The sequence below is a fragment of the Qipengyuania sp. B-5 genome, assembly GCF_056857815.1.
In genome coordinates, this window is record NZ_JBSXNU010000033.1 from 1 (window position 1) to 24,054 (window position 24,054).

At 63.4% G+C, this 24,054-nt stretch carries 26 protein-coding genes and 2 pseudogenes; 22 read left to right on the top strand and 6 right to left on the bottom strand.

From position 1 onward, the window contains the following. Nucleotides 1–172 precede the first annotated feature (172 nt). Complete coding sequence (locus AC13CE_RS04000; RefSeq protein ID WP_482971566.1) at nt 173–856, bottom strand: winged helix-turn-helix transcriptional regulator; 684 nt, start codon at nt 854–856, stop codon at nt 173–175. Between the two features lie 69 nt (nt 857–925). On the opposite strand from AC13CE_RS04000, the gene AC13CE_RS04005 reads away from it, so the two are divergent. From AC13CE_RS04005 to AC13CE_RS04055, 11 genes and pseudogenes are all read left to right on the top strand, one after another. Next, nucleotides 926–1,360, top strand: coding sequence for a VOC family protein (locus tag AC13CE_RS04005; RefSeq protein ID WP_473821806.1), 435 nt, complete (start codon nt 926–928; stop codon nt 1,358–1,360). 36 nt (nt 1,361–1,396) lie between these two features. After that, nucleotides 1,397–1,756, top strand: a pseudogene (locus tag AC13CE_RS04010) (DUF1428 domain-containing protein); the annotation flags it as partial. Then, a complete protein-coding gene (locus tag AC13CE_RS04015; protein WP_482971634.1) occupies nt 1,745–2,119 on the top strand; it encodes a DUF1428 domain-containing protein in 375 nt (124 codons plus the stop codon). The pseudogene AC13CE_RS04010 and the gene AC13CE_RS04015, both read left to right, overlap by 12 nt. Before the next feature lie 11 nt (nt 2,120–2,130). Continuing rightward, nucleotides 2,131–2,784: a glutathione S-transferase family protein gene (locus AC13CE_RS04020; RefSeq protein ID WP_482971567.1), complete on the top strand. Its 654-nt coding sequence runs from the start codon at nt 2,131–2,133 to the stop codon at nt 2,782–2,784. Then, nucleotides 2,777–3,556 (top strand): VOC family protein, encoded by a 780-nt coding sequence (locus AC13CE_RS04025; protein ID WP_482971568.1) that lies wholly within the window; start codon nt 2,777–2,779, stop codon nt 3,554–3,556. Before AC13CE_RS04020 ends, AC13CE_RS04025 begins: the two co-directional genes overlap by 8 nt. 3 nt (nt 3,557–3,559) lie before the next feature. Further along, nucleotides 3,560–4,187 (top strand): annotated as a pseudogene (locus AC13CE_RS04030) (glutathione S-transferase family protein). Further along, on the top strand, nt 4,180–4,659 hold the full coding sequence (locus tag AC13CE_RS04035; RefSeq protein WP_221540244.1) for a VOC family protein: 480 nt from the start codon (nt 4,180–4,182) through the stop codon (nt 4,657–4,659). The pseudogene AC13CE_RS04030 and the gene AC13CE_RS04035 overlap by 8 nt, the downstream one beginning before the upstream one ends. 4 nt (nt 4,660–4,663) lie before the next feature. Next, a complete protein-coding gene (locus AC13CE_RS04040) occupies nt 4,664–5,338 on the top strand; it encodes a dihydrofolate reductase family protein (RefSeq protein ID WP_482971569.1) in 675 nt (224 codons plus the stop codon). After that, nucleotides 5,338–6,015, top strand: a complete 678-nt coding sequence (locus AC13CE_RS04045; protein WP_482971570.1) for a glutathione S-transferase family protein — start codon at nt 5,338–5,340, stop codon at nt 6,013–6,015. Before AC13CE_RS04040 ends, AC13CE_RS04045 begins: the two co-directional genes overlap by 1 nt. Nucleotides 6,016–6,039: 24 nt before the next feature. Beyond that, nucleotides 6,040–6,504 (top strand): SRPBCC family protein, encoded by a 465-nt coding sequence (locus AC13CE_RS04050; protein WP_482971571.1) that lies wholly within the window; start codon nt 6,040–6,042, stop codon nt 6,502–6,504. 3 nt (nt 6,505–6,507) lie between these two features. Beyond that, nucleotides 6,508–7,257, top strand: a complete 750-nt coding sequence (locus tag AC13CE_RS04055) for a DUF899 family protein (RefSeq protein ID WP_221540252.1) — start codon at nt 6,508–6,510, stop codon at nt 7,255–7,257. A 21-nt stretch (nt 7,258–7,278) separates the two neighbouring features. On the opposite strand, the gene AC13CE_RS04060 is transcribed toward AC13CE_RS04055, so the two are convergent. Beyond that, nucleotides 7,279–7,869 carry a J domain-containing protein gene (locus AC13CE_RS04060; RefSeq protein WP_221540253.1) on the bottom strand — a complete coding sequence of 197 codons (591 nt, stop codon included), beginning with the start codon at nt 7,867–7,869 and terminating at the stop codon, nt 7,279–7,281. Between the two features lie 59 nt (nt 7,870–7,928). On the opposite strand from AC13CE_RS04060, the gene AC13CE_RS04065 reads away from it, so the two are divergent. Then, nucleotides 7,929–8,201: a BolA family protein gene (locus AC13CE_RS04065; RefSeq protein WP_482971572.1), complete on the top strand. Its 273-nt coding sequence runs from the start codon at nt 7,929–7,931 to the stop codon at nt 8,199–8,201. On the opposite strand, the gene AC13CE_RS04070 is transcribed toward AC13CE_RS04065, so the two are convergent. Continuing rightward, a complete protein-coding gene (locus AC13CE_RS04070; protein ID WP_482971573.1) occupies nt 8,198–8,803 on the bottom strand; it encodes a DUF6445 family protein in 606 nt (201 codons plus the stop codon). The genes AC13CE_RS04065 and AC13CE_RS04070 overlap by 4 nt on opposite strands. A gap of 50 nt (nt 8,804–8,853) precedes the next feature. Between AC13CE_RS04070 and AC13CE_RS04075 the strand changes: the two genes are divergently transcribed. From AC13CE_RS04075 to AC13CE_RS04085, 3 genes are read left to right on the top strand one after another with little or no spacing between them, the layout of a single operon-like run. Continuing rightward, a complete protein-coding gene (locus AC13CE_RS04075; protein ID WP_482971574.1) occupies nt 8,854–9,738 on the top strand; it encodes a pirin family protein in 885 nt (294 codons plus the stop codon). A 10-nt stretch (nt 9,739–9,748) separates the two neighbouring features. Continuing rightward, nucleotides 9,749–10,561: an SDR family NAD(P)-dependent oxidoreductase gene (locus tag AC13CE_RS04080; RefSeq protein WP_482971575.1), complete on the top strand. Its 813-nt coding sequence runs from the start codon at nt 9,749–9,751 to the stop codon at nt 10,559–10,561. Beyond that, nucleotides 10,558–11,457, top strand: coding sequence for an alpha/beta fold hydrolase (locus tag AC13CE_RS04085; protein ID WP_482971576.1), 900 nt, complete (start codon nt 10,558–10,560; stop codon nt 11,455–11,457). Before AC13CE_RS04080 ends, AC13CE_RS04085 begins: the two co-directional genes overlap by 4 nt. Here AC13CE_RS04085 and AC13CE_RS04090 read toward each other — a convergent pair. Continuing rightward, a complete protein-coding gene (locus AC13CE_RS04090; protein WP_482971577.1) occupies nt 11,454–12,521 on the bottom strand; it encodes a DUF2332 domain-containing protein in 1,068 nt (355 codons plus the stop codon). The genes AC13CE_RS04085 and AC13CE_RS04090 overlap by 4 nt on opposite strands. Nucleotides 12,522–12,565: 44 nt before the next feature. Between AC13CE_RS04090 and hisG the strand changes: the two genes are divergently transcribed. The 7 genes from hisG (at nt 12,566) to AC13CE_RS04125 (ending at nt 21,128) form a co-directional block, all read left to right on the top strand. Beyond that, nucleotides 12,566–13,219 (top strand): ATP phosphoribosyltransferase, encoded by a 654-nt coding sequence (hisG, locus tag AC13CE_RS04095; RefSeq protein ID WP_482971578.1) that lies wholly within the window; start codon nt 12,566–12,568, stop codon nt 13,217–13,219. Continuing rightward, nucleotides 13,219–14,508 carry a histidinol dehydrogenase gene (gene hisD, locus AC13CE_RS04100; RefSeq protein ID WP_482971579.1) on the top strand — a complete coding sequence of 430 codons (1,290 nt, stop codon included), beginning with the start codon at nt 13,219–13,221 and terminating at the stop codon, nt 14,506–14,508. The genes hisG and hisD overlap by 1 nt, the downstream gene beginning before the upstream one ends. Beyond that, nucleotides 14,505–14,957: a transcription antitermination factor NusB gene (gene nusB, locus AC13CE_RS04105; RefSeq protein WP_482971580.1), complete on the top strand. Its 453-nt coding sequence runs from the start codon at nt 14,505–14,507 to the stop codon at nt 14,955–14,957. Before hisD ends, nusB begins: the two co-directional genes overlap by 4 nt. A 14-nt stretch (nt 14,958–14,971) precedes the next feature. After that, nucleotides 14,972–15,817: a thiamine-phosphate kinase gene (gene thiL, locus AC13CE_RS04110; protein WP_482971635.1), complete on the top strand. Its 846-nt coding sequence runs from the start codon at nt 14,972–14,974 to the stop codon at nt 15,815–15,817. Between the two features lie 149 nt (nt 15,818–15,966). Further along, on the top strand, nt 15,967–18,123 hold the full coding sequence (locus AC13CE_RS04115) for a sodium-translocating pyrophosphatase (RefSeq protein ID WP_482971581.1): 2,157 nt from the start codon (nt 15,967–15,969) through the stop codon (nt 18,121–18,123). A 93-nt stretch (nt 18,124–18,216) separates the two neighbouring features. Next, complete coding sequence (locus AC13CE_RS04120) at nt 18,217–19,113, top strand: acyl-CoA thioesterase (RefSeq protein ID WP_482971582.1); 897 nt, start codon at nt 18,217–18,219, stop codon at nt 19,111–19,113. 188 nt (nt 19,114–19,301) lie between these two features. Then, nucleotides 19,302–21,128: a DEAD/DEAH box helicase gene (locus tag AC13CE_RS04125; RefSeq protein WP_482971583.1), complete on the top strand. Its 1,827-nt coding sequence runs from the start codon at nt 19,302–19,304 to the stop codon at nt 21,126–21,128. On the opposite strand, the gene AC13CE_RS04130 is transcribed toward AC13CE_RS04125, so the two are convergent. Further along, nucleotides 21,125–21,946 carry a universal stress protein gene (locus tag AC13CE_RS04130; RefSeq protein WP_221540280.1) on the bottom strand — a complete coding sequence of 274 codons (822 nt, stop codon included), beginning with the start codon at nt 21,944–21,946 and terminating at the stop codon, nt 21,125–21,127. The two genes, AC13CE_RS04125 and AC13CE_RS04130, sit on opposite strands and share 4 nt — an antisense overlap. 118 nt (nt 21,947–22,064) lie before the next feature. Further along, a complete protein-coding gene (uvrC, locus tag AC13CE_RS04135) occupies nt 22,065–24,032 on the bottom strand; it encodes an excinuclease ABC subunit UvrC (protein ID WP_482971584.1) in 1,968 nt (655 codons plus the stop codon). Nucleotides 24,033–24,054: the final 22 nt, after the last annotated feature.

Below are 24,054 nucleotides of genomic sequence, written 5' to 3' on the forward strand. Positions count from 1 at the left end.
GTGAACCTGGAAAACAGACTTTGCGATATCCAACCCGATGATGCTAACTTCCGACATGGACGCCTCCTCTCTAGTGGTGTTCAAACACCTCCACTATGGCACATCGATGCCGCCGGGGGGCGTCCACCCCATCACCCTAAAGTCAGTCCTTTATGCGCTGACTCGAAAACTCTCACCCGATCTTCGCCGGCAGTTCGAACAGCGTCATGAACCTTTCGGCAGCGTCCAACTCGCCCTCGATGCGCACGCCGACCTCCTTCGCCGGAACGCCGACGTAGAACATCGCGGCGAGCGAGGGGCCTGCGGGCGCAACGAAGATCGCGTCGCATTCCTCCGGCTCTACGCGCTGAACCGGCATCTGGCCTTCCGCCAGTTCCACCACGAAGCCGACCTCGGGAAAGCGGAAGCCGATGCGCGTGCGCCAGTCGCCCGCTTTCGCCGGGTCCAGCATGGTACGCAGCGACAGCATGAAGCTGGTGGGAGATAGCGGCAGCGTGGGATCGTGCTGCGCGCTCTTCGCGGCCCAGCGGCCCAGTTCCTGGATCAGCGGCTCGGCAGCATAGCCCCATTCGGTGAGTTCATAGACCTGCGCGCCGGAAGGCGGCGGCAGCACGCGCTTTGCGAGGACATTGGCAGCCTCCAGCTTTTCCAGCCGTTCGGTCAGCACCTTGGCCGAAATTCCGGGCAGGTTGGCCCGCAGCGCGGAAAAGCGCAGCGGCCCGAACATTAATTCCCTGACCACGAGCAGCGACCACCGCTCGCCAACCAGTTCCATGCCAAAGGCCGTGCCGCAGGCATCGTTATACCACTTGCCGTGCACGCCTGAACCGACTTCAGTTTCTTTTTGTAACTGCATAGTTGCTTTTAGTAACTCAATGCGTCACACAACACAAGTCCCGAGTCGCAGGCAGCAAGGAGAGGACCAATGACCAAGATGATTTTCGTGAACCTTCCGGTGGCAGATCTTGAAAAGTCCAAAGCCTTTTACGAAGCCATCGGTTTCACCAACAATCCGATGTTCAGCGACGATACCGCCGCCTGCATGGTCTTGTCGGACGCGATCTATGTCATGCTGCTAACGCATGCGAAGTGGAGCACCTTCACTACCAAGGCGATCCCCGACGCAAAAAAGAGCGCGCAGCTGATGCTGGCGATCAATTGCGAGGATCGGGCAGCGGTCGATTCTCTCACCGAAACTGCAGCCGCCAGCGGCGGTACACCGGACTGCAATCCGAAACAGGATCTCGGCTTCATGTACGGGCGCAGCTTCGAAGATCCCGACGGCCATATCTGGGAGCCGCACTGGATGGACATGCAGGCCGCAGTCGAGGGGCCGTCCGCCGAAGCGATAGCGCAATAATCGCCTGCTACCATTCGTAATCCGAGGAGAGAGACGATGAGCTATTTCGACGGTTTCGTAATTCCCGTTCCCACCGCAAATCGGCAAGAATTCATCGCGCACGCCGGTCAGGCTGACGGCGTGTTCAAGGACCAGGGCGCCACACGCATAGTGGAAGCCTGGGGTGACGATGTTCCCAAGGGCAAGGTCACCGATTTCCAGGGCGCAGTGCAGGCGAAGGAGGATGAAACGGTCGTCTTCAGCTGGATCGAATGGCCCGACAAGGCCAGCCGCGACGCGGTCATGGCCCGCTCCGAAGAGTGGATGAAGGACCCGCGCATGGATGCGGAAAAGAACCCCATGCCCTTCGACGGCAAGCGGATGATCTTTGGCGGATTCGACACGCTGGTCGACGAAGGCGAAGGCGGCGGCGACTATGCGGATGGATATCTCGTTCCCGTGCCCGAGGGAAAGAAGGAAGAGTACCGTGTGCTGGCCGCCAGGATGGCCCCTGTCTTTCGCGATCTCGGCGCCACCCGCGTGTTGGAGGCCTGGGGCGACGATTTGCCCGACGGCAAGGTTACCGACTTCAAGCGCGCGGTTAAGGCCGAAGGCGGCGAGAACGTCGTATTTTCCTTCGTCGAATGGCCCGACAAGACAACGCGCGATGCTGGTTGGGCAAAGATGATGGAGGATCACAAGGACGGCCCCGGCGATGACATGCCCTTCGACGGCAAACGCATGTTCTGGGGCGGCTTCCGCCCGATCGTCGATCTTTGAGGAGCGCCGCCATGACTGAACCCGTAATCATCTGGACCCTCGACTGGGTGCCCGGCGGCCCGCGCGGCTTCATGCGCGACCTGCGCCTGCGCTGGGCGTGCGAGGAAGCGGGCATTCCCTATCGCATCGAAACGGTCGGTTTCGACGACCGGCATACCAACCATCTCGATACCCAGCCCTTCGGCCAGGTTCCCATGCTGGAAGATGGCGATTTGCGCCTGTTCGAAAGCGGAGCCTGCCTGATGCACCTGGCGCGCAAAAGCGACAGGCTGATCCCGCAAGAGCCGTCCGGAGAGATCGAGGTTCTGCAATGGATCATGGCAGCGCTGAACTCGATCGAGATGGTGTCCATGCCCTGGATCGTCCTGAAATGGTCGAAGCAGGAGCTTCCCGGCATTACCGACTGGCTCGACAAGCAGCTGGACCAGATGGAGGCCGTGCTCGCCGAACGCGAATGGCTGGTGGGCGATCGCTTCACTGCAGCGGACCTGATGATGGCCGACGTCCTGCGTGTCGACCTGATCCGCAAGCACGGCAATCGCCCGGCGAGCGAAGCCTATGTTGCACGAATGACCGACCGGCCCGCCTTCCGCAAGGCGCACGCCGACCAGATGGCCCACTTCGCGGCCGCAGACGCAAAAAGAGAGGAAGTTTCACATGGCTGACAAGCAAGGCGATTTCGTCTGGTACGAACTGATGACGAGCGATGCAGACGCGGCGCAGGCGTTCTACGAACCCCTGCTCGGCTGGAAATTCGCGGGCAGCGGCACACCGGGAATGGATTACCGGCTTGGCAGCAAGGGCGACACCGAAGTGGTCGGGCTGCTCGAACTGACCGAGGACATGACCAAGGGCGGCGCGCGCCCGGCCTGGATCGGCTATATCGCGGTCGACGATATCGACGTTTCGCTCGCCGCGCTGAAAGACAAGGGCGGACAGCTCTTCATGGGGCCGAATCACCTCGAGGGCGTGGGCCACATGGCGATGGTCGCGGATCCGCAGGGTGCGCCTTTCTATCTCATGCAGCCCGAAGGCGAAGGCAGCCAGTCTTTCGCCAAGCACGAACCACGCGAAGGCCATTGCGCCTGGAACGAGCTGGTCAGCGCCGACCAGGCCGGCGCCCACGCCTTCTACACCGCACTGTTCGGCTGGGAGAAGGCCGACAGCATGGATATGGGCGAAATGGGCTCTTACGACATATACAGCACCGACGACTATACGCTCGGCGCGATCATGCAGAAAACCGCCGAAATGCCCGCCAGCATGTGGAGCTATTATTTCCGCGTGCCCGAAATCGATGCTGCGGTGGATTACGTGAAGACCAATGGCGGCCAGGTCATCAACGGACCCATGGAAATTCCCGGCGGCGAGTACGTCTTCAACGCCATCGATCCGCAGGGCGCGATGTTCAGCATCATCGGCAAGAAGGGAGGCTGAGCCATGGCCGACTATACCTTCTTCACCAATCCCATGAGCCGTGGCCAGATCGTGCGCTGGGCACTGCACGAAGCGGGGGGCGGATTACGACACGCAAATCGTCGACTGGCAGGACAAGCCGCAGGCGCTGCTCGACGCCAACCCGATGGGCAAAGTGCCGACTCTGGTCCATCACCATAACGGCCACGACCACGTCGTCACCGAATGCGCGGCGATCTGCCATTACCTGGCCGCCATGCAGGCACCTGACCTCATGCCAAAGCCAGAGGAAACGGCTGACTATTTCCGCCTCCTCTTCTTCGCCACCGGGCCTGTCGAGCAGGCGATCACCGCGCATTCGATGGGATGGAAGCCGACCGAGGAACAGCAGGGCATGGCGGGTTTCGGCAGTTACGAACGCACGGTCGATGCGCTCGAAACGCTGCTGCTCAACCGCGACTATGTCTGCGGAGAACGCTTTACCATGGCCGATGTCTATGTCGGCAGTCAGGCAATCTGGGGCACCGACTTCGGCACGCTGCCCAAGCGTGATGCGATCGTGGCCTATGCCGACAGGTGCAAGGAAAGACAGGCCTACAAGGAGGCCAAGGCGATCGACAACCAACTGATCGAGGAGAGCAAGAATGGCTGAGAAACTAACCACCGTGCTGTGGTTCGATGGCGACGCGGAAGAAGCCGCGCGGTTCTATGCGGACACGTTTCCCGATAGCTCGGTAGGCAACATCTTCCGCGCACCCTCCGATTTTCCCGGCGGGAAGAAGGGCGACGCATTGACTGTGGACTTCACAGTGATGGGGCGCAGCTTTTCCGGTCTCAACGGCGGGGACATGTTCAAGCCCAACGAAAGCGTCAGCTTCATGATCGTGACCGAGGACCAGGCCGAAACCGACCGCTACTGGAACGCGATTGTCGGCAATGGCGGGCAGGAAAGTGCCTGCGGCTGGTGCAAGGATAAATGGGGCTTCAGCTGGCAGATCACCCCGCGCACGCTGCTGGAATCGCAAATGGCAGGCGGCGATGAAGCCCGCCGCGCCTTCGAGGCGATGATGACGATGCAGAAGATCGACATCGCTGCAATTGACGCCGCCCGCAAGGGAGGTTGAGGCTATGCCTCGCAAGATCACCGGCGCCGCCTTCCTTTCGCTCGACGGGGTGATGCAGGCCCCCGGAGGGCCGACCGAGGATCCGACCGGAGGATTCGAGGAAGGCGGCTGGGTCTTCAAGCTGTGGGACGAGGGAATCGAGGAAACGCTCGGATCGCTGTTCTCAGGCGATTACGACCTGCTTCTGGGCCGGCGGACCTATGACATCTTTGCCGCCTACTGGCCCTATGCCGAAGGCGATGAAAAACCGATGGGCGAAGCCTTCGACCGCGCGAACAAATACGTACTTACCCGCGGCAATCAGCCGCTCGAATGGCAGAACAGCCACCGCCTCTCCGGGGTAGAGGATGTCACCGCGCTCAAGGAAGGAGACGGCGCGGACCTGATCATCCAGGGGTCGAGCACGATCTATCCGGCACTGCTGGCCGCAGGGCTGATCGATACGCTCATCACCATGACCTATCCCGTCCTGCTCGGCAGCGGGAAGAGGCTGTTCGGGGAAGGCACACCCACAGACAGGTTGGAGATGACCGACCACCGGGTGACCGACAAGGGCACGGTCGTCGCCACCTACCGCCCCGGAGGAGCGCTGCCGCCCTATCCCGACGAAGGTCCCATCCCGGTTACCAGCGAACGCGAACTGGCCCGCCGCGCGCGGATGGAAGCGGGAGATTGGTGATGCTCGTACTCCACGGACACCCGTTCTCGTCCTATACTTGGAAAGCGTTGATCCCGCTCTATGCGAACGGAACGTCGTTCGAGTTCCGCCAGGTCGATCCTACCTTGCCGAAGTTCGAGAGCTTCACCGGCAAGGCGCACCCTTCCGGGCAATTCCCGGTGCTCGTCGATAGTGAGGCCATCGTGGTCGAAGCGACCAGCATCGTCGAGCATCTGGCGGTTCACCACCCCGGTGTGGCCCCGCTCATCCCGACCGACCCGGCCGAAGCCGTTGTTGCGCGGATGCTCGACCGCGTGTTCGACAATTACGTGATGGGCAATATGCAGCGCGTCATAGCGGCCTATTTCGTCGACAAGGACGATCCCGGCGCAGGCGGGCTGCGGGACGAACCGTTCTTACCCGAAATTGCCGCGGGTAAAGCCGGGTTGCGCCGGAGCTATGCCTGGCTTGAACGGTGGCTTTGCGAAAACGAACTGCCGCCGCATGTCAGCCTGGTGACCTGCGCCGCCGCGCCCGCGCTATTCTACGCCGACTGGGTCGAGCGCATTCCCGGTTCCTGCCCACGTCTTTCCGCGCTGCGCGCCGAACTGCTCACCCTTCCCGAAGTCGCGCGCTGCATCGACGATGCCCGCCCCTATCGTCCCCTTTTCCCTTACGGCGCGCCAGACCGGGACTAACTTCATCGAGGAGAGGACTTTCTGATGACCGACACCAAGGAACTGACCATTACCCGCCTGATCGACGCCCCGCCGGAAACGGTGTGGGAGGTGATGACGAACCGCCAGACCGAGTGGTGGTGCCCCAAGCCGTGGCGCGCCGAGATCGACCATCAGGATCGCCGCGCAGGTGGGCACTGCGATATGACGTTTTACGGCCCCGACGGCGAGAAGATGCCGCAGAACGGGATCTACCTCGCCTGGGACGAAGGGCAACGCTTCGTGACCACCGACGCGGTAACCGGCGATTTCGAACCCGCAGGGCCGTTCATGATCGGCATATGGGAGATCGCTCCCGCCGAAGTGAATGGGGGCACCGGCACACGCTATACCGCCCGTGCGCGACACTGGACCGACGAAGCGAAGAAGCAGCACGAGGAAATGGGTTTTGAGGAAGGCTGGGGCGCTTGCGCCGACCAGCTCAAGGCGCTGTGCGAAGAAGGAGGCTGAGCCGTGGCCGACGACTTTGCCCGCATGCACTACCCCGGCGAAAGCCCCGAATACCGTCAGGCGCGCAACACGCTGCTCGCTGCAGAGATCGCGCTGCGGCGGCAGACCGAGGCGGTGGCGGAAATGCGCCGCGCGCTACCGCCTGGCGGCGAGGTGCCTGAGGACTATGTATTCGAACGCATCGGAGCCTTTTCCCGCCCGGAGAAGGTGCGACTGTCCGAACTGTTCGGCGAGTTTCCGTCGATCATGCTCTACAGCCTGATGTACGGGCCGGATCGCGATGCCGCCTGCCCCGGCTGCACCCATCTGCTCGACTGCGCCGAAGGCGCGGCGCGGCACCTGCCATACCGCGCGCCGCTCTATGTCGTTTCCCGTTCGCCCATCGCCAGGCTTTCCGCCTGGGCGCATTCGCGCGGCTGGAACCACCTGCAGATGCTGTCCACCGCAGGCAACGACTATAGCAGAGATTACTACGGCTACACCGCCGGCCTCACCCCAGCGATGCGCGCCGAGCGCGGCTACGCGGACGACGAGAACTGGGATGAGCCGATGCTCAACGTGTTTCGCCGGGATGGCGACAAGGTGCGCCATTTCTGGGGGAGCGAGCTGGTCTATGCCCCGGAGGATCCCGGTCAGCACCATCGAGGCCTCGATTTCTTCGATTCGTTGTGGGGACTGCTCGATACGACCCCCGAAGGACGCGGGACCGACTACTTCCCTAAGGTAACTTATCCTGCCGATGCGGTAGGCTAGCGCGACACGGCAAGATCGGGATCAGCCGATGGCACGTGACCTTCGCAGCGTCTGGTAGGCTTCGACAACGCGGTTCAGCCGGGTCTCGAATTGCCGGTCGCCCCCGTTGCGATCGGGATGATAGCGACGGACGAGTTCGGTGTAGCGGCGCCGCAACCTGCCCTTGTCGATGTTGGTGCCAAGCCCCATCACCTCCAGCGCCTCGGCCTCCTCGCGGCTGAAGCGGCCGTCCATCGCCATCTCTGCTTCGCGCTGGGCACGGCTCCTGATACCGCCGGCACGCGCCGAAATCGCGTCGAGTGGATCGTCGTAATCCGCCCAGCGTGGCATACCGTCGACGCCGGCAGTGGGTCTGAAAGTCGGGCTTTCCGTGCGCCAACCGCTCGTGGGACCCTGCGCATCGAGGATTTCCTCCGCGCTCATCCCTTCGAACCAGTCGTAGCCCGCGTTGAATTCTCGCACGTGATCCAGGCACATCCAGCGCCACTGGCCCGGCCCGTCGTAGCGGTGTCCGCTGCCCGGCGCGCGGAACTCTCCCGGCTCGTTGCAGGAGGGGTGATCGCACACCCTACCGGTATCTTCGTATCTTCCGTGAAACCTTGACTGGCGCATTCGTTGTAGGATGGGGTGCGAAACCCTGTATGGAAAGACCCGAAGGGAGATTCGAACGAATGGCCGAAACGGTCCAGCAGGAAATGGAACGTCTCTTGACCGAGGCCTTCAGCCCCACGCGGCTCGACGTGATCAACGACAGCGCCAAGCACCACGGTCATGCCGGGGACGACGGCAGCGGGGAATCGCATTTCACAGTGGTGATCGAAGCCACCGCCTTTGCCGACAAAAGCAGGCTGGAACGCCAACGCATGGTCAACCGCGCGCTGGGCGACATTCCGGGCGAGCGGGTGCACGCCCTTGCCATTCAGGCTTCGGCACCGACGCCCTAACGATCGGGCATGAAAAACATCACATAGATCAGCCGACCATTCTCAAGGCTTGTTCCGAACCCAGGCCCCGCAGTGTGCCATAGCCAGGGTCTCAGCAGCACCAGCCGGTTAAATCGCATCGGGACTTCCATAATCTGATCCCATTTCTGCGGATCACGGCCATCCTGTTCAACCATGCCAATCTGCATCGCTTTAGCATCACGGAACCCCATTGTTTCACATTCCTGAAGGTTCAACGGAGCGCGTTCGCTACCGGTTCTTTTGTGACGAAAAAACCGCGTGCCACCCCGAGAGTCTTCGTCTCGTGACAGATAAAGAATGCCTGACCAGTATCCGGGATCGATGTGGACCTGAGCATCGGAGGGATCACTTGCCAGCGTAATACGGCATTTCATATGGCTCATGGGGGGATCGAGCGGTTTGAGCCGCTCGCCAGTTATCTGCATCACCGCATTCGTGAGCCCGGGCAGTTCGAGACGCTGCAACGAATTGCGCCCAGGGAAAGGCCCTTCGAAATCGGGATAGTCAAGCCCCAGCGCTTCTTCTCTCGTCTTCTCCGGATGGACAAGAAAATCATCGACTACGATCAAAGAGGTTGTCATGGTCTGCAGTGCTAATGGGTAGGGATCGCTAACGCAATTCGGCGAGAAACATGATCGAACACATACTAACTCCTACCACCCACGATCTCGGCCAGTTCGAGGTCCGACGCGTGCTGCCCTCGAAGAAGCGAACGATGATCGGCCCCTTCATCTTCGTCGACCAGTTCGGCCCGGCGCAACTCGATCTCGGCAGCGGGATGGACGTGCGGCCGCATCCGCACATCAACCTCGCCACGGTCACCTGGCTGTTCGAAGGCGCGATCGATCACCGCGACAGTATCGGCAGCTTCGCCACCATCCGGCCAGGACAGGTCAATCTGATGACGGCGGGGAAAGGCATCGTCCATTCCGAACGCTCCCCGGCGGCAGAGCGCAACGCCGGTCCGCGGCTCTATGGGATGCAGACCTGGCTCGCCCTACCCGACGGGCGCGAGGAAATCGACCCGGCGTTCGAAGCGGTGACGGATCTTCCTATCGTCGAGGATGGCCGGGCGCGGGCTATCGTCATCATGGGCGAATTGTGGGGCGAACGTGCGCCCACCACCACCCATGCCGATACGATCTACGCCGAAATCGTTCTCGGTGCAGGCGGCGCCATCCCGCTTGAAGAAGATGCCGACGAACGCGCCGTCATGCTGGTGGGCGGCGAGGCCAGCGTCGACGGGCACGAGCTTAAGCTTTACGAACTCGCCGTGCTCCAGCCCGGGCGCGACATGACGCTGGAAAGCAAATCGGGCGCCCGCGTAATGCTGCTGGGCGGCGAGGCATTCGAGAACAAGCGCCATGTCTGGTGGAACTTCGTCAGCTCCAGCCGCGACCGGATCAATCAGGCGAAGGAAGACTGGCGCGAACGCCGCTTCCCCGAAGTACCCGGCGACAGCGAAGAGCGCATTCCCCTGCCCGAAGGCGAGCCCAAGACCGTCACCTATCCCTGAAGGAAATCCCATGAGTTTCGAAGGCAAGACCGCCTGGATCACCGGCGCATCCTCCGGCATCGGGGCTGCCTTGGCGAAAGAATGGGCCAGCCGGGGCGCAAACATCATCCTGTCGGGCCGCGACGAGGGTCGGCTGAGCGCGGTCGCAGGACGGCTCGAAACGGAGACGCTTACCCTGCCCTTCGATGTCCGCGACTCCCAGGCGATGAGTGAAGCTGCGGACACCGCTATCGGCTGGAAGGACGGGATCGACATCTTCGTCGCCAACGCCGGCATTTCGCAGCGCAGCCCGGCAGTCGACACCGCCATGCAGGTCTACCGCGACATCATCGAGATCGACCTCACCGCGCAGATCGCCGCGACGCAGGCGCTGCTTCCGCACATGACCGGGCGCGGCAGCGGGAGGCTGGTGTTCGTCTCCTCCATCGCGGGCAAGGTGGGCGTGCCCATGCGCACTGCCTATTGCGCGGCGAAGCACGGCCTGATCGGTTATGCCGACGCGCTGCGCGGAGAGCTGTCGCAAAGCGGGATAGACGTGCACGTCATCTGCCCCGGCTCGGTCGCCACCGATGTCAGCCGCAACGCGCTTACATCCGACGGAACCAAGCGCGGGCGCAGCGACGAGGTGATCGACAACGGCATCGCGCCCGAAGATGCCGCCAAGCGGATCGTCGATGCGATCGAGCTCAACCAGCGCGAGATCATCGTAGCCGAAGGTATGGAAGAAGCGATGGGCGAGATGCGCCGCACGCCGGACCAGCTGTTCGACCAGGTCGCCGGTATGGTGGCGAAAGGGTATATGGAAAAGATGCAGTCCGAATGATGGATCAAATCCGCGTTACCCTCGCCAACGGGATCGAACTCGATTGCGTCGATACCGGTCCGCGCAGCGCGCCGGTGTTGATCTTCCTTCACGGCTTTCCCGAAAGCCGCCGGACCTGGCGGCACCAGATCGCGCATTTCAGAGATCGCTATCGCTGCATCGCGCCCGACCAGCGCGGCTATCGCGGATCGTCCAAGCCGGAGGGGGTGGAGAATTATACTCCGGACAAGCTGGTGGGGGACATCTTTCTGCTGGCCGACGCCTTGGGAGTGAAGGAATTCACGGTGGTCGGCCACGACTGGGGCGGCGCAATCGCCTGGGGTGTGGCCATGGCGGGGCAGGAGATGGGCAGCGTGAAGCGCGCCATTATCGCCAACGCGCCGCACCACGCAGTCTTCCAGAAGCTGCTCTACACCTCGCCCGTGCAGCGCGAGGCGAGCCAATACATGCGCGGCTTCCGCGATCCCGCCAACGATGCGCTGGTGCGCGAACATGGCCTTGGCGGCCTGCTGATGCAGGAGATCAAGTGGGACGCGCCTGACAAGATGGAGCCGGATGAGCGCGCACGCCTGCTGGAAGAATGGCAGGACCGCGATGCCGCCTTCGCGATGCTCAACTGGTACCGCGCCAGCCCCATCGATATTCCGCCGATGGATGCGCCCTTCGAGCCTCCCGAAGACTGGTCGCCCCCGCCTTTCCCGCGCCTGCACATTCCCACGCTGGTCATCTGGGCGCAGGACGATCTTGCCCTGCCGCCGGAAAACACCGCCGAACTCGCCAACCATGTCGAGGACCTGACGCTCGTCGAGGTGCCGGACTGCGGCCATTTCGTGCCGTGGGAAGCGCCCAAGGCGGTCAACGCGGCAATGGAGGAATTCCTCGAACGGACGGCCTAGCCGCCGAGCCACTCCACCCATGCGCCATGCGGATGCGCATTGGCGAGATGCTCTGCCTCTTCGCCTCCGGGCCAGTATCGTACCTTGAGCTCGTGCTGGAAGGTCTTGCGATTGGTTTCGAGCGCGACATGCGCCAGCGGCCTCTCCGAAGTCGCTGCGGCTCCCGCCTCCTGTAATGCTTTCTCGATCCGCTCCTGCGTGAAATCCGGCAGATATTGCCACATGATCGAATGCGCGATCACGCGCGTCGCGCCCTCGCCTTGTTCGCGTGCAAGTTCTTTCTCGACCCAGTCTCCGGCATCCATCCGCTCGATCTCGGGGGGCATGCGCTCGGCCAGTGCAATCGCGGCGTCGATCCGCGCCATCCTGCCGGTCGCTTCGGGCCAGACATAGCTCTTGAGGCGCAGCGCCTGCCGTTCGTCGGTCAGGTCGACCGGCGAGATGTCGCTGCCCCGGGCATCGGTGAAGCCGATGTCGGTGGCTGGTGGGGGCGGGCCGCGCCATTCGGGCTCGATCTGCATCCGGCTGGTGCTCGGGCCAGTGGCCACGCCGCCGAGATTATAGCGATAACGGCCCATCATCGTATTGATGCCGGCGCTCGCCCCGATCTCGAGGAATTCGAACTGCCCCGTCGTGCGACCATCCGCCAGCCACAGCAGCGCTGCAGCGAAACTGGCAGAACGCCCTGCCTCATTGGTCTGCGGCGGTCCGTCGAGCCAGGGCATGAGCTGCGCATCATAGGCTTCCACGATTTCGCGAATGAGCGCGTCGACATCGTCCTGCGACGCGACCCGGCCTGCGTACACATCCTCCAGCCGGGGCTCTTCCCCCGTCAGCAGCAGGTTGTGGATTCCGCCCGCAATCCTGAGCGGCATGGCATCGCGCAGCCCCAGGCCCTGCCAGGCGAATATCCGGCGTGCGGTGGCAGCCTGGCTGCTCTCCAATGCCAGCAGCGCGCGGATGACCTGCGCCGTACCCGGTGCGCCTGCCTTTTCGGCGTGCTCTGCCTGCCATTCGATCGCTTCGGGGACCGAAACCATATCCATCACGCCGTCATCGGCCATATCCGTTGCCCTTTTTCGTCCGTGACCCTATCTGCCGCACCGCAATGACCGACAGTCTTACCTTTGCCATTCCCAAGGGCCGCATCCTCGAAGAGGCGCTGCCCGTCATGGCGCGCGCGGGCGTCGTGCCGGAAGATGCCTTTCACGACAAGGCGAACCGCTCGCTGACATTCGCTACTAGGCGCGAAGACATGCGCCTGATCCGCGTGCGCGCCTTCGACGTGGCGACTTTCGTTGCCCATGGTGCAGCGCAGCTGGGCATCGTGGGTTCCGACGTGATCGAGGAATTCGACTATGCGGAACTTTATGCTCCGGTCGATCTCGATATCGGCCGCTGCCACCTCTCGGTGGCCGAACCTGCTGGCGCCCGGGCGACCAACGGGGCCAGCCACCTGCGCGTCGCGACGAAATATCCCAACCTGACCCGCCGCCATTTCGAGGCGCGCGGCATCCAGGCCGAATGCGTGAAGCTGAACGGCGCGATGGAGATCGCCCCCGAACTCGGTCTCGCCGGGCGGATCGTCGATCTCGTGTCGACCGGTACCACGCTGCGCGAAAACGGGCTCGTCGAAACCAGCCGCATCATGGACATCACCGCGCGTCTGATCGTCAATCGCGCTGCGCTGAAAACCGATCCGCGGGTCGGCGCACTGGTCGAGGCCTTTCGCGCGATCAGCGAAGAACGGAGCGCCGCCTGATGCAGTTGCTCCGCACTTCCGACGCCGATTTCGAGTCAAAGTTCGAACGTGTCGTGCGCGACCGGCGCGAGAGCGATGCGCAGGTGGGTCGCGATGTCCGCGACATCCTCAATGAGGTGCGCGAGCGAGGCGACGGTGCGCTGGTGGAATATACCAAGCGTTTCGATCAGCATAACCTCACCGGCGATGCCGACTGGTCGATCTCAAAGGGGGAGTGCAAGGCAGCCTACGACCGACTCGACGGCGAACTGCGCGAAGCGCTCGAAACCGCTGCGACACGTATCCGCGCCTATCACGCAGGCCAGCTGCCCGAGGACCGCGATTATACCGACGATATCGGCATGCGGCTCGGCGCGCGCTGGAACGCGGTGGAGGCTGCCGGTCTCTACGTCCCCGGCGGACGCGCGGCCTATCCGTCCTCGCTGCTGATGAACGCCATTCCCGCCAAGGTCGCGGGCGTCGAGCGGCTGGTGGTTGCCACGCCCACGCCCAAGGGCGAGGCGAACGACCTCGTACTGGCCGCCGCGCATGTCGCCGGCGTGGACGAAATCTGGCGTGTCGGCGGCGCGCAGGCGGTGGCCGCGCTCGCCTATGGCACGAAGCGGATCGAACGCGTCGATGTAATCACCGGACCAGGCAATGCCTGGGTCGCCGAAGCCAAGCGCCAGCTTTACGGCGTGGTCGGCATCGACATGGTCGCAGGGCCCAGCGAAATCCTCGTCATCGCCGACGGGAACAACGACCCCCAGTGGATCGCCGCCGACCTACTGAGCCAGGCCGAGCACGACCCTACCAGCCAGTCGATCCTGATCACCGACGACCGCGGACTTGCCGCACAGGTCGAGGATGCGATCGATCTGGAATTTCTAAACCTTCCTACCGCGAAGACCGCCAAGGCAAGCTGGGACGATCATGGGCTGATCGTCATCGTCGACAGCCTTGACGAAGCGCCCGCACTGTCCGATCGCCTTGCCGCCGAGCATGTCGAAATCGCGACCGACGATCCCGAGGCGATCTTTGCGAAGCTGCGGCATGCGGGCAGCGTCTTCCTCGGCCGCAATACGCCCGAAGCGGTGGGCGACTACATCGCCGGCCCGAACCACGTCCTTCCCACCGGCCGCCGCGCACGTTTCGCCAGCGGTCTGTCGGTGCTCGATTTCATGAAGCGCACCAGCTTCATCGGCGCATCCGAAGATGCGCTGCGGGCCATCGGCCCCGCCGCCGTGCGCCTGGCCGAGGCCGAGGGCCTCCCCGCGCATGCCCTTTCGATTTCCAGGAGGCTTGCTTGAGCCATAATCCCCGTTCCCAATCCCGCAGCGCCGCCCGCCTTGGTGCAGTGCAGGCACTCTACCAGCAGCAGATGGAGAAAACCGCGACCGCGAAGCTACTGAACGAGTTCCACCAGCACCGTCTCGGCAAGGTGATCGAGGACGACGAATATGCCGATGCCGACGTCGATTTCTTCGACGATGTCGTCAGAGGCGTGGATGCGCGCCGCGAAGAGATCGACGAAATGCTGACCGCGCGGCTCGCCTCGGGCTGGACGCTCGCACGGCTCGACAAAACCATGCTCCAGATCCTGCGCGCCGGCACCTATGAGCTTATTGCGCGCAACGACGTACCCAAAGCCGCAGCCATCAGCGAATATGTCGATGTCGCCAAGGCCTTCTTCGACGACCGCGAAGCCAAGTTCGTCAATGGCATCCTCGATGCTGTGGCCAAAGAGGCGGGACGCTGAACGAGCGCGAGTTCATATCTGCCCTGCGTGCGATGGCAACTGCGCCCGAAGCGCGCGGACTGGAAGACGATGCCGCGGTCATCGAGATTGGCGGCGAGACACTGGTCCTGACCCACGATACGCTGGTCGACGGCGTGCATGTCCTCGAAGGGCAGGACCCGGCAGACATTGCGTGGAAGCTGGTGGCAGTGAACCTGTCGGACCTCGCCGCCATGGGTGCGAAGCCAATGGGCATTCTCGTATCGCATATGCTGGGCGACGACGATCACCGCTTCATCGCCGGACTGCGCGAGATTTGCGAGACATATGACGTCCCGCTGCTGGGCGGTGACACCGTGCGTGCCGAAGGCCACCGCGTCTGGGGCTGCACCGCGATAGGGCGTGCAACTCATCAGCCTGTGCCGTCGCGGAGTGGAGCCCTTCCCAACGACGCGGTCTATCTGGGCGGCCCGATCGGAAAGGCGATGACCGGATTCGAGAGCCTGCGAGATGACGGCGAGGAGGATGACACCGCCTATCGCCGCCCCACCCCGCAGCTTGAACTTGGCGAAAAACTCGCGCCCCTCGTTAGCGCGATGATGGACGTATCCGACGGACTTCTGCTCGACGCATCACGCATTGCCGATGCCAGCAAGGCCACGCTATCGCTGAGCCGCGAGGCGCTGGAGCCACTCGCACCGCAAGGCAGGCTGGACGAGGCCTTGCGCTGGGGTGACGACTACGTCCTGCTGTGCACCGGACCCGCCGGGCTGGAGGCAGAATTGCCGCTCACGCCCATCGGCGAAGTCCTGAAAAGAGGTTCCTCCGCGCTGCTCCTCAACGGCGAACCTCCCCATGGCGATCTGGGCTTTACGCACTGAACTTTCGGGCCGAGGCAGAAAAAGGCGCGGAAATGTGCGCGACTGCCCCCTTGCCAGCAATTCAATGCCCCTTATACCTTCCCGCCATCATGCGTCGGCGTCTCCCATGCCGGGTCGCATCAAACATATAAACGGGAGGGGAGTTTTTCGTGGACCTTGTAATCCTATCCATAGGGTTGGGACTGTTGGCCGTCGTGTACGGCTTCGTCACCAGCCGCCAGGTGCTCAATGCGGGCGCAGGCAATGAGAAAATGCAGGAAATCGCCGCCGCCATCCAGGAAGGCGCGCAGGCCTATCTGAAGCGGCAGTACACTACCATCAGCTTCGTCGGCGTCGTCGTGGCCGCACTGGTCTTCGTTTTCCTCGGCATCATTCCGACTGTCGGTTTCGTTATCGGGGCGGTCCTGTCGGGCGTCGCGGGCTTCATCGGGATGAATATCTCGGTGCGATCCAACGTGCGGACGGCCGCCGCCGCGCAGAGCGGGTTGCAGCAGGGTCTCACCCTCGCCTTCCGCGCAGGTGCCATCACCGGCATGCTGGTGGCGGGCCTCGCCCTCCTCGCGATTGCCGTGTTCTTCTGGTACCTTGTCGGTCCGGGCGGACACGCCCCCAATAGCCGTGAAGTGATCGACGGTCTCGTCGGCCTCGCCTTCGGTGCCTCGCTGATCTCGATCTTCGCGCGTCTGGGCGGCGGTATCTTCACCAAGGCAGCTGATGTCGGCGCCGATCTCGTCGGCAAGGTCGAGGCAGGTATTCCCGAAGACGATCCGCGCAACCCCGCGGTGATCGCTGACAATGTTGGCGACAATGTCGGCGACTGCGCCGGTATGGCTGCCGACCTGTTCGAAACCTACGTCGTCACTGTGGGCGCGACCATGGTTCTCACCGCCTTGCTGCTCGGCGAGCGGCTGGGCGAGCTGCTGCTACCGATGATGGCGCTGCCTCTGCTGATCGGCGGGGCGTGCATCGTGACCAGCATCATCGGGACCTATTTCGTGAAGCTGAGCAAAGGCGGCACGAATGTGATGGGCGCGATGTACAAGGGTTTCATCGTAACGGCGGTCCTGTCGATCCCGCTCATCTGGGTAGCGATCAATGTATCGCTCGGCGGCATGGGGACCGAAATCGGTGCGGCGATTTCCGGCATCGATGTGGGCGCTCCGCTGGCGGAGGAAGGCACGGCCGAGCAGGTCACCAGCTTCACCGGCTGGGACCTGTTCTGGTGCTCGCTGATCGGTCTTGCCATCACCGGCCTGATCATCTGGATCACCGAATACTACACCGGCACCAACTATCGTCCGGTGAGGTCGATCGCCAAGGCTTCGGAAACGGGTCACGGCACCAACGTAATCCAGGGCCTTGCCATCAGCCTTGAATCGACCGCGCTGCCCACGATCCTGATCGTGGCGGGCATCATTTCGACCTTCCAGCTCGCCGGACTCATGGGCATTGCCTATGCGGCGACAGCGATGCTGGCATTGGCTGGCATGGTCGTGGCGCTCGATGCCTACGGCCCGGTAACTGACAATGCAGGCGGCATCGCCGAAATGGCCGGTCTGGACGACAGCGTCCGCGAAAAGACCGACCTGCTCGACGCGGTGGGCAACACCACCAAGGCAGTGACCAAGGGATATGCGATCGGATCGGCCGGCCTAGCCGCGCTGGTGCTGTTCGCTGCCTATACCACCGACCTCGCCGAGTTCTTCCCGAACGCCGACGTCGATTTCAGCCTCGAGAACCCCTACGTCATCGTGGGTCTGCTTCTAGGCGCTTTGCTCCCGTACCTGTTCGGTTCGATGGGCATGACCGCCGTGGGCCGCGCTGCGGGCGACGTGGTCAAGGACGTGCGCGAACAGTTCGCTGGCGATGCGGGCATCATGGCCGGCACCAGCAAACCGAACTATGCGCGGACAGTGGATCTCGTCACCAAGGCGGCGATCCGGGAAATGATTATTCCATCGATGCTGCCGGTGCTCGCACCGATCGTGGTCTATTTCCTGATCACTTTCATCGCGGGACAGGAAAACGGCTTTGCCGCGCTTGGCGCATTGCTGCTCGGCGTGATCGTCGGCGGTATCTTCGTCGCGCTTTCCATGACCGCAGGTGGCGGCGCGTGGGACAATGCGAAGAAGTACATCGAAGACGGCAATCACGGCGGCAAGGGCAGCGAAGCCCACAAGGCCGCGGTGACCGGCGATACCGTGGGCGATCCCTACAAGGATACCGCGGGCCCCGCCGTCAACCCGATGATCAAGATCACCAACATCGTCGCACTGCTGCTGCTGGCGGCTCTCGCGGCTGGCTGATCGCTTCGATCACACTGCTCGAATGGGCGGCGGCACCCCGGTGTCGCCGCCTTTTTCTTGACGCTCACGTAAACGGAACGCACATGCCTCAGCGTGAGTGATAGCATGACCCCAGAACAACTCGTCGCCGGCCTCGTCCGCCTGCTGACCGTTACGCCAGCTGGCGACAACGCCTTTACCGGCGGCCAGCAACCAGGCGGCATCGGCCGCGTCTTCGGCGGACAGGTGATCGCGCAGGCGCTCCAGTCCGCACAGGTGACCGCACCCGAAGGCATGGAGGCGCATTCGCTTCACGCCTACTTTCTGCGCGGCGGGCGCGAAGGCGTGGACATCGACTATGCGGTCGCCGCCGATTTCGACGGGCGCAGCTTCGCCAACCGCCGGGTTGTGGCGCGGCAGGACGGCGCGGCCATCCTCAATCTAACCGCCAGCTTCCAGCTTCCGGAGGAAGGGCTGGAGCATGACGATTGCCCCATGCCCGACGTGCCCACCCCAGAAGATTTGCCGTCCGACACGGAGATGCGGAAGAAATTCCTCGCCGAAATGGGCGAAATCTCCGATGCCCAGCGCGAACTGATGACCCGCCCGCGCCCCATAGAGATGCGCACCAGTGGCAAGCTCCACTGGATGAATGCGGACAAGAAGCCGCCCCGCGCCCACAGCTGGTTCCGCGCCGCAGCCGCATTGCCCGACGATCCGGCGCTGCACCGCGCCGTGATCGCCTATGCCAGCGATTACACCCTGCTGGGCACCTCTGCCCTGCCCCACGGCCTGAGCTGGGCGCGTGGCGAACTCAAGGGAGCCAGCCTCGACCACGCTATCTGGTTCCATCGCCCTGCGCGCGCCGACGAATGGCTGCTCTATGCCACCGACAGCCCGTGGTCCGGCGGAGGCCGCGGCTTCAACCGCGGACGGATCTTCAACCGCGATGGAGAACTGGTGGCGAGCGTGGCGCAGGAAGGCGTTGTTCGGAAAGCGCGGCGCGGCTGAACTTAGGGTGATGAAAATAACGCAAGCCAAACGCGCATAAACACTGTAGGGGCCGCTTAACCGCAGGTCGCGTGGTTGCCGATAGTACCGGCGAGCGACCCGATAGCCGCGCCGAGTGCGGCTTCCGCTTCCCCCTTCTACCCTCGGCGCCGCGCAACAATGCGGCGTCTCTTTCGTTTGTGAGCATCATGAGTTTCGAAACACTCCCGCCGATGATCGGCGAAGCCCTTTCCGAGCGCGGATATACTGCCCTCACCCCCGTCCAGTCCGCCGTCGTCGAGGACGAAGCACGCGAACGCGACCTGATCGTGTCCGCCCAGACGGGATCGGGCAAGACGGTCGCCTTCGGCCTTGCCATGGCCGAAACGCTGCTGGCCGAAACCGCCAATCTGGCGCTGGTCGAACAGCCGCTGCTCTTGGTGATCGCCCCCACACGCGAACTCGCGCTGCAGGTCAGTCGCGAACTCGGCTGGCTTTATGCCAAGGCCGGTCTGCGCATTGCCACCTGCGTCGGCGGGATGGATGCAAGCAAGGAACGCCGTGCCCTGCGCACAGGCCCCGCCATCGTGGTGGGTACGCCGGGCCGCCTGCGCGATCACCTCGAACGCGGCGCGCTCGACCTTTCCGGCCTTGCAGGTGTCGTGCTCGACGAAGCCGACGAGATGCTCGACATGGGCTTTCGCGAAGACCTCGAGGAAATCCTCGACGCCACTCCCGACAAGCGCCGCACGCTGCTGTTTTCCGCCACCATGCCCCCTGCAATCGTGCGGCTGGCCGAGCGGTATCAGTCCAACGCGCTGCGCCTGTCGCTCGCGGGCGAGACCCGCGGCCATGGCGACATTTCCTATCAGGCGATCACGGTCAGCCCCTCGGAAATCGAGAACGCTGTGGTCAACCTCCTGCGCTTTCACGAGGCCGAGACTGCCATCTGTTTCTGCGCCACGCGCGACAGCGTCCGCCGCCTCCATGCAACCCTGCAGAACCGCGGCTTCGGCGTGGTTGCCCTCTCGGGCGAGCACTCCCAGTCGGAACGCAACCAGGCCCTGCAGGCACTGCGCGACCGCCGCGCCCGCGTCTGCGTCGCAACCGACGTTGCCGCACGCGGTATCGACCTGCCGACGCTGAGCCTCGTCATCCATGTCGAAATCCCGCGCGATGCGGAAACGCTGCAGCACCGTTCTGGCCGTACCGGCCGTGCGGGCAAGAAGGGCACTGCGGCTATCGTCGTGCCCTACAACCGCCGCAAGCGGGTCGAGAGCATGCTGCGCGGCGCGAAGATCGCCGCCGAGTGGATGGATGCGCCAACCCCCGAAGCCATCGCCAGGAAAGACCGTGCGCGCCTGATGGAAAAGCTCACCGCGCCTACCGAGTTCGACGAGGCGGACCGCGATCTGGGCAAGGAGTTGCTGGCCAAGCTTTCGGCAGAGGACATCGCCGCTGCGCTGGTCCATGCACACCGCGCCAAGATGCCGCATCCCGAAGAGCTGCTCGCGAATACGCCCGAGGCGCGCGACAAGGCCAAGGCCGAGCGCCATCGTCCCGGTTTCGAGGATGTGGTCTGGTTCAAGATCGGCATCGGCCGACGCCAGAATGCCGAACCGCGCTGGATCCTGCCGCTGCTATGCCGCCGCGGTCACATCACCCGTAACGAAATCGGCGCGATCCGCATCGGCCAGCACGAAAGCTGGTTCCAGGTGCCGAAAACCGCCGCCGCAAATTTCGCCGATGCCATTGCCCGCACGGCCGATACCGATGACGAGCAGGACGCTATTGTCATCGAAGAGTCCCCCGATGGGCCCCGCGTCGAAGCCCGCCAGAACCGTCGCGAATTTGGCGGCGGCGACGGAGGCGGCCCTCGCGTGCGCCCGAAGCCCTTCGGCAAGGGACCGCGCAAGGGCCCAAGCGGTGGTCCCGGCGGCAAGAAGCCGGGTGGGAAGCCTCCCTTCAAGAAGAGCAAGACCGGTGGCAAGCCGTTCGCCGGCAAGCGCAAACCGGGTGGTCCGCCACGGTCCTAGTGCTTCAGCAGCAGGGGCACCCGCACATCGGAAAGCATGGCCCGCGTGACTCCGCCGAATACCCATTCGGACAGGCGCGTGCGGCCATAGGCTCCCATCACGATTAGTCCGACGCCCCGGACATCGGCTGCATTCCGGATCGCCTGGGCCGTGCCGTTCTCGGATTGCTCGAGCTCGACCATTTCGCTCGATATGCCATGATGAGATAGATAGTCCGCACCGCGTATCGGTGGCAGGTCGAATTTGTCCTTGCTGCCCCGCTTCTTCGTCTGCACCGTAGCCAGATATACTCTGCTTGCCCGTTTCAGGAACGGCAGAGCAGCGCGCAGCGCGTGGGAGGCTTCGGCCGATCCATCCCACGCTACCAGCGCAGGCTTTTCCAGGTCCATCCGCGTGCATTCATCGGGGAGGACGAGAACGGGACAGTCTGCGGTCAGTGCGAGCTCGCCCGCCGTGAAGGAGGGGGCCTCGCCCCCCGCACGCGGCTCGCGTTCGCCCACGACCACGAGATCGGCCAGCGACGAGCGCTTCAACAGGGCCAGCGCAACCGGGCCAGCCTTGTCCACCCAGTCCCAGGGAACGTCCTCGTTCGCAAGGTCCCTTTCTGTTTCCTCGCGAAGCTTGCGCACTTCTTCTCGCCACACCGGCACCATGGCGGCAAAGGCAGCCCCATAGGGATCGTTGCTCGCGGCTACCTCGTAAGGCATGGCCGTGAGCAGCGTCAGATGGCTGTCGAACGCTCGTGCGAGGTCAAGCACGACATCCAATCGCCTTGAGTGGCCCGGATCCTGATGGGCATTGAAGAGGATCGATTTCATGGCGAATCTCCAGGCAGTCTCGGCTCGAGAGACGACTCCCCGAGCCTTCTGGTACCCGTTTACACTTCCAGACACTGCACGTCATTGATCGAGCGCAATCTGGCCGAGACCCGCAAACTCAGCCGCCCGCGTGATAGAAATCGTATATCTGCTGCGCCACACCTGCACTAATTCCCGGTGCGCGCTGGAGGTCCTTTAACGAGGCAGCGCGGACCTTGCCCGCCGTGCCGAAATGTAGCAGCAGCGCACGCTTTCGTGACGGCCCGATACCGGGAATTTCGTCGAGCGGAGAGGCCGTGATTGCGCGGCTGCGTTTGGCGCGGTGGGCACCGATGGCATAACGGTGCACTTCGTCGCGCAAGGTCTGGAGATAGAACAGGAGCTGCGAATTGACCGGCAGCATCTTTTCGCGCCCGTCGGGGAAGTGGAATACTTCGCGCCCCTCGCGCCCGTGGTGCGGGCCCTTGGCGATGCCGATAACAGGCACCTCGTCCGCGATTCCCAAGTCCTCCAACACGCCCATCACGCTCGAAACCTGCCCCTTGCCGCCATCGAGCAGCAGCAGGTCGGGCCAGATCGCTTCGTGACCCTTTCCATTTGGCGCGCTTTCATCTGCGCGGTCGGTTTCTGCAAGCTTGCGGAAACGGCGGCTCATGACCTCGCGCATCATTGCGAAATCGTCGTTGGTCTGCGCGGTCCTGATGTTGAACTTGCGGTACTGGCCTTTTTCGAAGCCTTCGGGACTGGCGACCACCATCGCGCCCAACGCCTTGTCGCCCTGGATATGGCTGTTATCGTAGATTTCGATGCGCTGGGGCACCTCCTCGAGTTCGAGGAATTCCGCCAGCTCGCGTAGCCGCTGCGCTTTCGTCCCGCTTTCCGCCAGCCGCCGCTCGAGTGCTTCGGTGGCATTGCGCTGGGCCTGCTGCATCAGCATGCGCCGGTCGCCGCGCTGGGGAATCGAGATCACGACCGCATGGCCCGCCTTCTCCGCCAGCGCTTCCGCGATCAGTTCCTGTTCGGCCAGTTCCCGGTCGGTCAGGATCGTCTTGGGCGGCGGAACCTCTTCGTAGAACTGCAGCAGAACGTCGGACAGTACCTCTCCCTCGGCCAGATCGGCTGTATTCTTCGGGAAGAAGGCCTTGTGCCCCCAGTTCTGTCCGCCACGGATAAAGAAGGCTTGCACGCCGATCTGACCACCCTTGGCAGCCAGCGCGAAGACGTCGGCATCGCCCACGCCGCTGGCATTGATCGCCTGGCTACCCTGGATGAAGGTCGCCGCGCGCAAACGGTCACGCAAGATCGCAGCAGTCTCGAAATCGAGGTTCTCGGCCGCCTTGGCCATCTGCTTCTCGATATTGGACTGCACAGCCCCGGACTTGCCCGAAAGAAAGTCCTTCGCTTCCTGCACGAGGCTTTCGTAGCCCGCCTCGTCGATCCGGCCGACGCAGGGGGCCGAGCAACGCTTGATCTGGTAGAGCAGACAGGGCCGGTCGCGATTGTTGAAGAAACTGTCGGTGCAGCTCCTCAGCAGGAACAGTTTCTGCAGCGCGTTAAGCGTCTTGTTGACCGAGCCCGCGCTGGCGAAAGGGCCGTAGTAATTGCCCTTGGCCCGCCGCGCGCCGCGGTGTTTCTGGATGCGCGGAAAGGCATGGTCGGCGCGTAGCAGGATGAAAGGGAAGCTCTTGTCGTCGCGCAGCAGCACGTTGAACGGCGGGCGATACCGCTTGATCAGCTGCGCTTCGAGGAGGAGCGCCTCGGCTTCCGAATTGGTGACGACGATTTCCATCGCCCGGGTCTGGCTGATCATCCGCTGGAGCCGGATGGAAAGGTTCTTCACCTGCGTGTAATTCGCCACCCGCGCCTTCAGGCTGCGCGCTTTGCCGACATAAAGCACGTCGCCCCGCGTATCGAGCATGCGATAGACGCCGGGGCGCGGCTTCAATGTCTTCATCGTGTCGCGGATGGCCTTGATCCCGGTTTCGAGATCCGGCTGCGCGCTGGCCACGGTCTTGGTGGCGCGTTCCTCGTGGAAACGCTCCTTTCCTCTCGGATCATTGGGAGAACCGGCCTTGCTGCGCGACATGGCGGTGGAGATAGTGCGCGCG

Excerpts from the sequence above, each read along its gene's own strand:
- AC13CE_RS04125 (WP_482971583.1), top strand. The coding sequence starts at position 19,302 with ATGAGTTTCGAAACACTCCCGCCGATGATCGGCGAAGCCCTTTCCGAG.
- hisG (WP_482971578.1), top strand. The coding sequence starts at position 12,566 with ATGACCGACAGTCTTACCTTTGCCATTCCCAAGGGCCGCATCCTCGAA.
- AC13CE_RS04130 (WP_221540280.1), bottom strand. The coding sequence starts at position 21,946 with ATGAAATCGATCCTCTTCAATGCCCATCAGGATCCGGGCCACTCAAGG.
- AC13CE_RS04050 (WP_482971571.1), top strand. The coding sequence starts at position 6,040 with ATGACCGACACCAAGGAACTGACCATTACCCGCCTGATCGACGCCCCG.
- AC13CE_RS04080 (WP_482971575.1), top strand. The coding sequence starts at position 9,749 with ATGAGTTTCGAAGGCAAGACCGCCTGGATCACCGGCGCATCCTCCGGC.
- AC13CE_RS04045 (WP_482971570.1), top strand. The coding sequence starts at position 5,338 with ATGCTCGTACTCCACGGACACCCGTTCTCGTCCTATACTTGGAAAGCG.
- AC13CE_RS04040 (WP_482971569.1), top strand. The coding sequence starts at position 4,664 with ATGCCTCGCAAGATCACCGGCGCCGCCTTCCTTTCGCTCGACGGGGTG.
- AC13CE_RS04035 (WP_221540244.1), top strand. The coding sequence starts at position 4,180 with ATGGCTGAGAAACTAACCACCGTGCTGTGGTTCGATGGCGACGCGGAA.
- AC13CE_RS04090 (WP_482971577.1), bottom strand. The coding sequence starts at position 12,521 with ATGGCCGATGACGGCGTGATGGATATGGTTTCGGTCCCCGAAGCGATC.
- uvrC (WP_482971584.1), bottom strand. The coding sequence starts at position 24,032 with ATGTCGCGCAGCAAGGCCGGTTCTCCCAATGATCCGAGAGGAAAGGAG.
- AC13CE_RS04070 (WP_482971573.1), bottom strand. The coding sequence starts at position 8,803 with ATGACAACCTCTTTGATCGTAGTCGATGATTTTCTTGTCCATCCGGAG.
- AC13CE_RS04085 (WP_482971576.1), top strand. The coding sequence starts at position 10,558 with ATGATGGATCAAATCCGCGTTACCCTCGCCAACGGGATCGAACTCGAT.
- AC13CE_RS04060 (WP_221540253.1), bottom strand. The coding sequence starts at position 7,869 with ATGCGCCAGTCAAGGTTTCACGGAAGATACGAAGATACCGGTAGGGTG.
- AC13CE_RS04020 (WP_482971567.1), top strand. The coding sequence starts at position 2,131 with ATGACTGAACCCGTAATCATCTGGACCCTCGACTGGGTGCCCGGCGGC.
- hisD (WP_482971579.1), top strand. The coding sequence starts at position 13,219 with ATGCAGTTGCTCCGCACTTCCGACGCCGATTTCGAGTCAAAGTTCGAA.
- AC13CE_RS04005 (WP_473821806.1), top strand. The coding sequence starts at position 926 with ATGACCAAGATGATTTTCGTGAACCTTCCGGTGGCAGATCTTGAAAAG.
- AC13CE_RS04025 (WP_482971568.1), top strand. The coding sequence starts at position 2,777 with ATGGCTGACAAGCAAGGCGATTTCGTCTGGTACGAACTGATGACGAGC.
- AC13CE_RS04075 (WP_482971574.1), top strand. The coding sequence starts at position 8,854 with ATGATCGAACACATACTAACTCCTACCACCCACGATCTCGGCCAGTTC.
- AC13CE_RS04000 (WP_482971566.1), bottom strand. The coding sequence starts at position 856 with ATGCAGTTACAAAAAGAAACTGAAGTCGGTTCAGGCGTGCACGGCAAG.
- AC13CE_RS04065 (WP_482971572.1), top strand. The coding sequence starts at position 7,929 with ATGGCCGAAACGGTCCAGCAGGAAATGGAACGTCTCTTGACCGAGGCC.